This window comes from Lachnoclostridium sp. An196 (genome assembly GCF_002160135.1).
Classification (GTDB): Bacteria; Bacillota; Clostridia; order Lachnospirales; family Lachnospiraceae; genus Hominiventricola; species Hominiventricola avistercoris.
Genome location: NZ_NFJZ01000003.1, coordinates 261,251 through 267,589, shown reverse-complemented (window position 1 = coordinate 267,589; position 6,339 = coordinate 261,251). Strand labels below are relative to the sequence as shown.

The 6,339-nt window shown below is 47.7% G+C and carries 7 protein-coding genes; 4 read left to right on the top strand and 3 right to left on the bottom strand.

From position 1 onward, the window contains the following. The 4 genes from B5F29_RS05820 to B5F29_RS05805 form a co-directional block, all read left to right on the top strand. Window positions 1–767, top strand: a 767-nt coding sequence (locus B5F29_RS05820; protein WP_442911271.1) for a Mu transposase domain-containing protein, incomplete at its 5' end; no start/stop codon positions are given. After that, a complete protein-coding gene (locus B5F29_RS05815) occupies window positions 757–1,500 on the top strand; it encodes an ATP-binding protein (RefSeq protein ID WP_087153706.1) in 744 nt (247 codons plus the stop codon). The genes B5F29_RS05820 and B5F29_RS05815, both read left to right, overlap by 11 nt. A 127-nt stretch (window positions 1,501–1,627) precedes the next feature. Further along, entirely contained in the window at window positions 1,628–2,239 is a 612-nt protein-coding gene (locus tag B5F29_RS05810) for an AI-2E family transporter (RefSeq protein ID WP_242955587.1), read from the top strand. 187 nt (window positions 2,240–2,426) lie between these two features. After that, the gene (locus B5F29_RS05805) at window positions 2,427–2,783 is read left to right on the top strand and encodes a helix-turn-helix domain-containing protein (RefSeq protein ID WP_016147209.1); all 357 of its coding nucleotides are present in this window, start codon (window positions 2,427–2,429) and stop codon (window positions 2,781–2,783) included. Window positions 2,784–2,973: 190 nt separating this feature from the next. On the opposite strand, the gene B5F29_RS05795 is transcribed toward B5F29_RS05805, so the two are convergent. The 3 genes from B5F29_RS05795 to B5F29_RS05785 all read right to left on the bottom strand — a co-directional run bounded on the left by B5F29_RS05795 (window position 2,974) and on the right by B5F29_RS05785 (window position 6,302). Next, window positions 2,974–4,386: a relaxase/mobilization nuclease domain-containing protein gene (locus B5F29_RS05795; RefSeq protein WP_087153705.1), complete on the bottom strand. Its 1,413-nt coding sequence runs from the start codon at window positions 4,384–4,386 to the stop codon at window positions 2,974–2,976. Window positions 4,387–4,506: 120 nt separating this feature from the next. Further along, entirely contained in the window at window positions 4,507–5,136 is a 630-nt protein-coding gene (locus B5F29_RS05790) for an RloB family protein (RefSeq protein ID WP_002587434.1), read from the bottom strand. Beyond that, window positions 5,133–6,302, bottom strand: coding sequence for an AAA family ATPase (locus tag B5F29_RS05785; RefSeq protein ID WP_002587433.1), 1,170 nt, complete (start codon window positions 6,300–6,302; stop codon window positions 5,133–5,135). Before B5F29_RS05785 ends, B5F29_RS05790 begins: the two co-directional genes overlap by 4 nt. Window positions 6,303–6,339: the final 37 nt, after the last annotated feature.

Sequence of the window (6,339 nt, the reverse complement as noted above, 5' to 3'; positions counted from 1 at the left end):
TCATCGCACGGCTGAGGAACGAGACTTTTTACAGCTTTGAGGATCTGAAAGCTGCCGTTGCAAAAAAGCTCTACGGCTTCAACCACGAGAGTTTCCAGAAACGTGAAGGAAGCCGCTATGACGCTTACCTGGATGAGAAGCCGTTCCTGCATCCACTGCCGTCTGTCCCTTATGAGATCGCCACGTGGGTTTATGGAAGGAAGGTAAACATCGACTACCATGTCGTCTTTGAGTATAACCGGTACTCTTGTCCTTACCAGTACGCCAGGAAGAGTGTTGACCTAAAGGTTACGGACAGCACCGTGGAGATCTACAGCGGTTCTGCTCGCATAGCCACGCATAACCGCTTCCCGGCTGGCCGGAGGAACCAGTATTCCACCCATCCGGAAGATATGCCGGATAAGTTCAAGTTTTCCCCATGGGATGATATCCGGATCAAAAACTGGGCACGATCCATCGGCGATTATACGGCACAGGCGATTGACCGTATCTTTGAGGGGGTTCCCATAAAAGAACAGGGCTATAACCCTGCGCTGGCTGTCCTGAGACTGAGCAACAAATACTCCGAAGCACGCCTGGAAGCTGCCTGTGAGTTTGCCATCACCAGCGGGATTAAAAAGCCCCGTTACCACCATCTTAATTCGATCCTTGCATCCAATCAAGATGAGATTTACGCAGAGCGCAAAAAAGCAGATGCAAAGGGCCATTCCCAGATGGGATACCTGAGGGGAAGCAGCTATTACGGAGGTGGCAGAGATGATCAATGAAGAAACCAGGCGCAAGCTGCGTGAAATTAATCTGGGCGAGGCAATCAAGGGGCTGGAGGTACAGCAGGCGGATCCTGCGACAATAGCCCTGCCCTTCGATGAAAGGATGCAGCGGCTGGTGGACTACATTTACCAGGAGAAATACAATGGGAAGATACAGCGGCTGATCAAGTCAGCGAAGCTCCGCTTTCCGCAGGCAAACCGGCAGGGAGTGATCTATGCCAGCCGCGGATTAAACAGGGATCTCATTGAGAACCTGTTCAGTGGCCAGTACATCGGTTTACACCAGAGCGTCATCCTCCAGGGATTTACCGGTTCAGGGAAGACCTACCTGGCCTGTGCCCTGGGAAAAGAAGCCTGCCTGAACCATGTCAGGGTACGGTATGTCAGGCTGCCTGATCTGCTAATGGAGTATGGGGACTCCACCGTAGTTGCCGGGAATCAAAGGAAGCTGCTTGAACGCTACAGCCGGATACCTCTCCTGATACTGGATGAGTGGCTGGTGTCTGACATATCGGATGCGGAACTCCACTTCCTGTTTGAACTTATGGAAAGGCGCTCGGATACAACCTCTACCATCTTCTGTACACAATACCGCAAGGATGACTGGGTGAAACGTCTGGGCGAAGGAGTACGGGCAGAAGCGATTGTAGACCGTTACGCATACACAGCCTTCTGGATTGAAACTGGCAGCACCAATATGAGGGAATACTGTGCCAAGCATAAAAGGTAAAAAACACACCGGTGGATCCCAAAAGCGTATTGCTGGGTCTGAGAGAAAAATCAGTGGGTCTGAGCAAAGCTCAGACCCGGATCCCTTGGCGTGAAATAATCAGGCAGTCGATTTTGCGATTGGTCTTGTGTTCTCAATTTATATTTTGGCCAATAAGGAGAAATTAAAAAGTCAGATCACCCGAATTGTCCGTGTATGGATTCCAGCATGTTTTGCCGAGCGGGGCATTCATGTGGCAGCTGTCTGTGAAAAAAACTTCAAGCTTTTTGTAGCAGGGCAAACGACTGAGGCAATAATTTTAGGCAGCCTGTGTGCAATCGGTATGTTAATTCTGAGAATACCATATGCGCCGATGATCGGTGCGCTTGTTGGGGTAACAGCACTGATTCCCTATGTCGGTGCCTGGATTGCTACACTTGTGGGTGCATTTTTGATTCTGACAGTCAATCCTTTTAAGGCACTGGTATTCATTATTTTCCTGCTTACTTTGCAACAGATCGAAGGAAATGCAATCTATCCGAAAGTTGTGGGCGCAAAAATCAACCTTCCTGCCATGTGGGTTTTAGCGGCAATCACAATAGGTGGCAATCTGGCTGGACCAATCGGTATGTTGCTTGGCGTACCTGCCGCAGCAGCCACTTACGCTCTTTTGAAAGAAGCAACCGATAAGCGGGAAACGCATCTGAAAACACAAGAAAAAGAGCAGATGGGTAATTCACATAAACAGAATATATCCTAAAAAAATTATCTCAAGATAAAAACTCATAGTAGGGTGTAAGGACTCATGATATAAAAATATCAAGGGTCTTTGCGCCCTATTCGTTTTTTATATTACAAAATCGGCATTATCATACCTTTTAGCGGGCATAATAAGGTTATTCCTCAAAACAAATCGGCACGATACAATGTTATTGAGGTGAATGATTATGCCGATTGACGATTTAACCGCTTTGGGTCAAATAATGCGGGAGGCCCGAAAGAAAAAAGACCTGACACAGCAGGAGCTTTCAGATCTGAGCCATGTTTCTGTAAAACAAATTGCCAACATTGAAAAAGGGCAGATGAACCCTTCCTATTTGATTTTAAGAGCATTGGCCAAGGTTTTGAACATCTCTCTGGACTCTCTAATAAATCCGGATGTTTCTCCAGAAGATGAGGGAGCCAACCAGATGAAAATGCTTTATTCCAGTTGCCCGTCAGAAATGCGTGAAACCCTGCTGCACCATACACAGGAGACCATGCAGGAATTAACAGAACTATCTAAGAAAATTGAAGCGAATTGAGCCAGTGAGTGAAATTTGACGGTTTCCTCTCTGGCTCTTTTCATTTCTGCAAAGAAAGCGGCAAGCAATGCCCCTGGATAGCCATTCGGCTTCCGGCGCTGCTTGTTGGGGGTTTCCCCCAAGCCCCCATGAACGCAGAATTTCATTCTGCGGCTGCGCGTCCGTTGGACGCTTTGAACCATGCCCTGGCTTACCGCTGGGCATGGTCTTTTTCCTTTTCTGTATCGTGTTCCGCCTCCATATTCAGCAGACGATCCACATTGGCCTTTGCCGTCAACAGCTCCCGCATTTCTTCACGGGAGCGCCGATATTCGGCATAGGCTTTTTTCTTTTCCTCCAAAACCTTGGCATACTCGGTCTGTAAACTTTTGACGGTGGGCAGCTTCTTGACACCCATATCGTCAAAGGCGTTCTTGGCTGCCTTATGAAGCAGAATGTCCGCCTCATGCTCAGCCAGAAATTTTTTAGAATAACCGGCCTTGCGATAAGCCACATAGACCTCGCGAGTTTTTGCATAGTTGATGATATGAGTCCGCAGAACAGCGATCTCCGCCATGCGTTTCTCCGCCGCCTTGATCTGCGCCGACAGCTCATTGTGATGAGCCGTAACCGCAGCTGTTTTTTCCTCCAGCACTGCATATTCCAGCAGATTATGTTCAGAAAGATAATTCATCGTCTGCGCCATCTGCTTGAGGTTAAAGACCTTAGCCCAGCGCGCATATCCGGCACCCTTTCCGGCCTGCAATTTTGCCTGGATGTCCACCAGCAGATTGACCTTCGGCGGATCTGCTTGCAGCGTCGCTTTTTTCCGAGGCGTATGCTCTTTCTGACCGGAGAGAACCGCCAGCAGGTCCCCCAAACCGTAACCTTCACCCAGGCTCTCCAGACGCGCAACTTTATCCCATTCCAGGAGCTTCAAGCGATAGGACTTGCCGCGCCGGGATACCTCGCACCCGGATTCCTGAAGCAGCTTCAGTAGCTCATCCAGGTTGGCGGGATGCTGTGCCAGGGCATTGTCAATACAAGCCCGCAGCTGCTCCCGATGAGAAGGCTTTGCCTGATCGCCCAGCCACTTGTTATAGCTTTTTCCATGAGGCTTTGGATTTTCCACAATGGACAATCCGTTTTCAATGCAGATGGTATCACTCAACCGGCGAACAGCCTTAGTGCTGCCCCAAAAGTTCCGAAATTTCCGGTCACAGTCCAGATTGACCGCCGACCAGATAATGTGATTATGGATGTGCGATTTATCAATATGGGTACAGACGATAAATGCGTGTTTGCCCTTGGTAAACCGGTTGGCAAACTCCACTCCCAGCCGGTTGGCTTCCTCTGCGGTGATCTCGCCGGGACGGAAGGACTGCCGGACATGATAGGCAATCACATCGTCCGTTCCCCGCACCCGCCCGGTGGCAGAAATGTACTGGCGCTTTGCCAGCAAAAACTCGGCATCGGCCACCCGGCTGTCACATTCATAGCCGGTAATCAATTTGCCGTGGTCTGTCTTTTGTGGGTTTGCTACATAGTCGATGATGTCGCTGATTGCCTGACCTTCCGTGCGGCCTTTGCCGATGTGCAGCGGCATGATGCGTGTGGTTGCCATGAAAAGTCCTCCCTTTCAAGTAGATACCTTTATGATGCAACAAGAAAGCTGCCACTCAACGAATTTCAATCGCTGAAGTGACAGCTTTCTGCCATAATGCACGCTTCCATAAAGGTGACGTTATATTCTCTTACTATTCAAAAACTCAACCAGTTCATAGACCGTTGTTACCGGATTGCTGTCGCGGCAAAGCACAGCAACTTGATCCCTGCTTAATCGCTCCACCCGTTCTTTTGCGTATTGAACGGCCTCTGCCTGATGTCCCTGCAATTCTTCAAAAACATCCACGCTTTTTCCGTAATTCTCCAGATACCCTTTGCTCTTTAAGATGTCGATTACCGCAGCAGAATCCTTCAAATATCCATTCCGTTTTTCAAAATGAAGCAAATACCAATATTCAAAGGCCGGATTGGAATATGCGATTTTATACCCGTGCTTCTCTGCATACAAAACTGCCGCCTGAAGCTCCGAATCTTTATTATCGTCGCAGTCGAATACACACCAAAGCTGATCTCCGTCTTTGGGATAGTAGTCCGCTTGAGAAATCAAAGATTTTGCGTGTTTCACCAAATGCTCGGCAGCTTTGTGCTTTGATGAGATCGGTATAATATCCACCAGACAATTCCGTGAACGAAAATGTTTGAAATAAAGCGTTTCTGTTTCCTTTCCTTCACAGATGATATAGATGATCGGTTTACGCTTACGCCGTGTGACTTTGTTTGGATCATACTCTTTTCTCATCTTACTCATCTGGCGTCACCTCCAATAAAAGGAATCGCACCAAAGCGTCCCTGGAGATACCCCTTACGCACATTTTCTCCTTTTCTTGGTGAGAAAGAAGTCAATGAGTAAAGCTCTGTTGCACAAGTCTTATCATTCTTTTCTGCAAACCAAATCTGATCCCTGCGGAAAAAGTTCAGGTCGAGCAGCATTGCATCATGTGTTGTAAAGATCAACTGCGCTCCCTTTGTGTTAATGGCCTTATCCTGCACCATTTCAATCAACCGCCTGGTCAGGAGGGGATGAAGGCTATCTTCAATTTCATCAACGACCAAAAGTGCGCCATTTTCAAGTGCCTGCAACCATCCCCCAATTCGGGTGAAAAAGTGTTGTGTACCGGCAGACTCCTGCTCCATTAAAAGCTGGAAATATTCTGTTGTCCCATCCTCGTTAATGATCCGATGTGTCGTTGTAATAACCGGTGCTTTACCTGAACTATTCTTGATTGCAACATCGGTGATTCCAAGATCAGCAAGAAGCAACTCCTTTAAGATACGCGCCTTTTTATCATCGCCACTGGCAATCTGAGCAACAGTTTCTGAGGTGGCCGGTTCTTCTTCCATCAAAAAAGTTAACTTTTCAAGAAACCACCGATAAGCATTTTCCGTCTGAGGCAGATTCCAGTCATTAGAGGATACCAGATAAAGCTTATTGTCCGGTGTCCGGTTACTTAGCGTCATTTGCTCATTGATATTTTCACGGAACTCAAATACGCCATCTTCTCTGGAAAAAATCAGAGCCTCCCGGCCATTGGGCCAATGGAAAAGATACTCTTTATAAATCTTTTTTGCATCAAAAGAGAAACCGTAAGTGTAACGAATCCCTTGATAAATAAACACGATCTCAAAGGTAGTCGGTTGCTTGATGCCACCAAATGGCTCCCACGGCAGCTTTTGTCCCTTAGATGCCTTCGCCGCATTGCCTACCACCATTTCTTTCATTGTCATCATCGCGTGCAGCACATTACTCTTTCCGGCAGCATTGGCACCGTAAATCGCAAGCGCAGGCAGCAAGGTCTTTTTTGCGTCAGGATGAAGCAGATATTCTTCAAATGACTTATCCTTGGAGGCCGCAAAACTGATTACGGCACTATTCTTTATCGACCTGTGATTTTCAACTGTAAACTGAATCAACATAAATGAATACCTCCTATGTTCAGTATTCGCCTTTTCA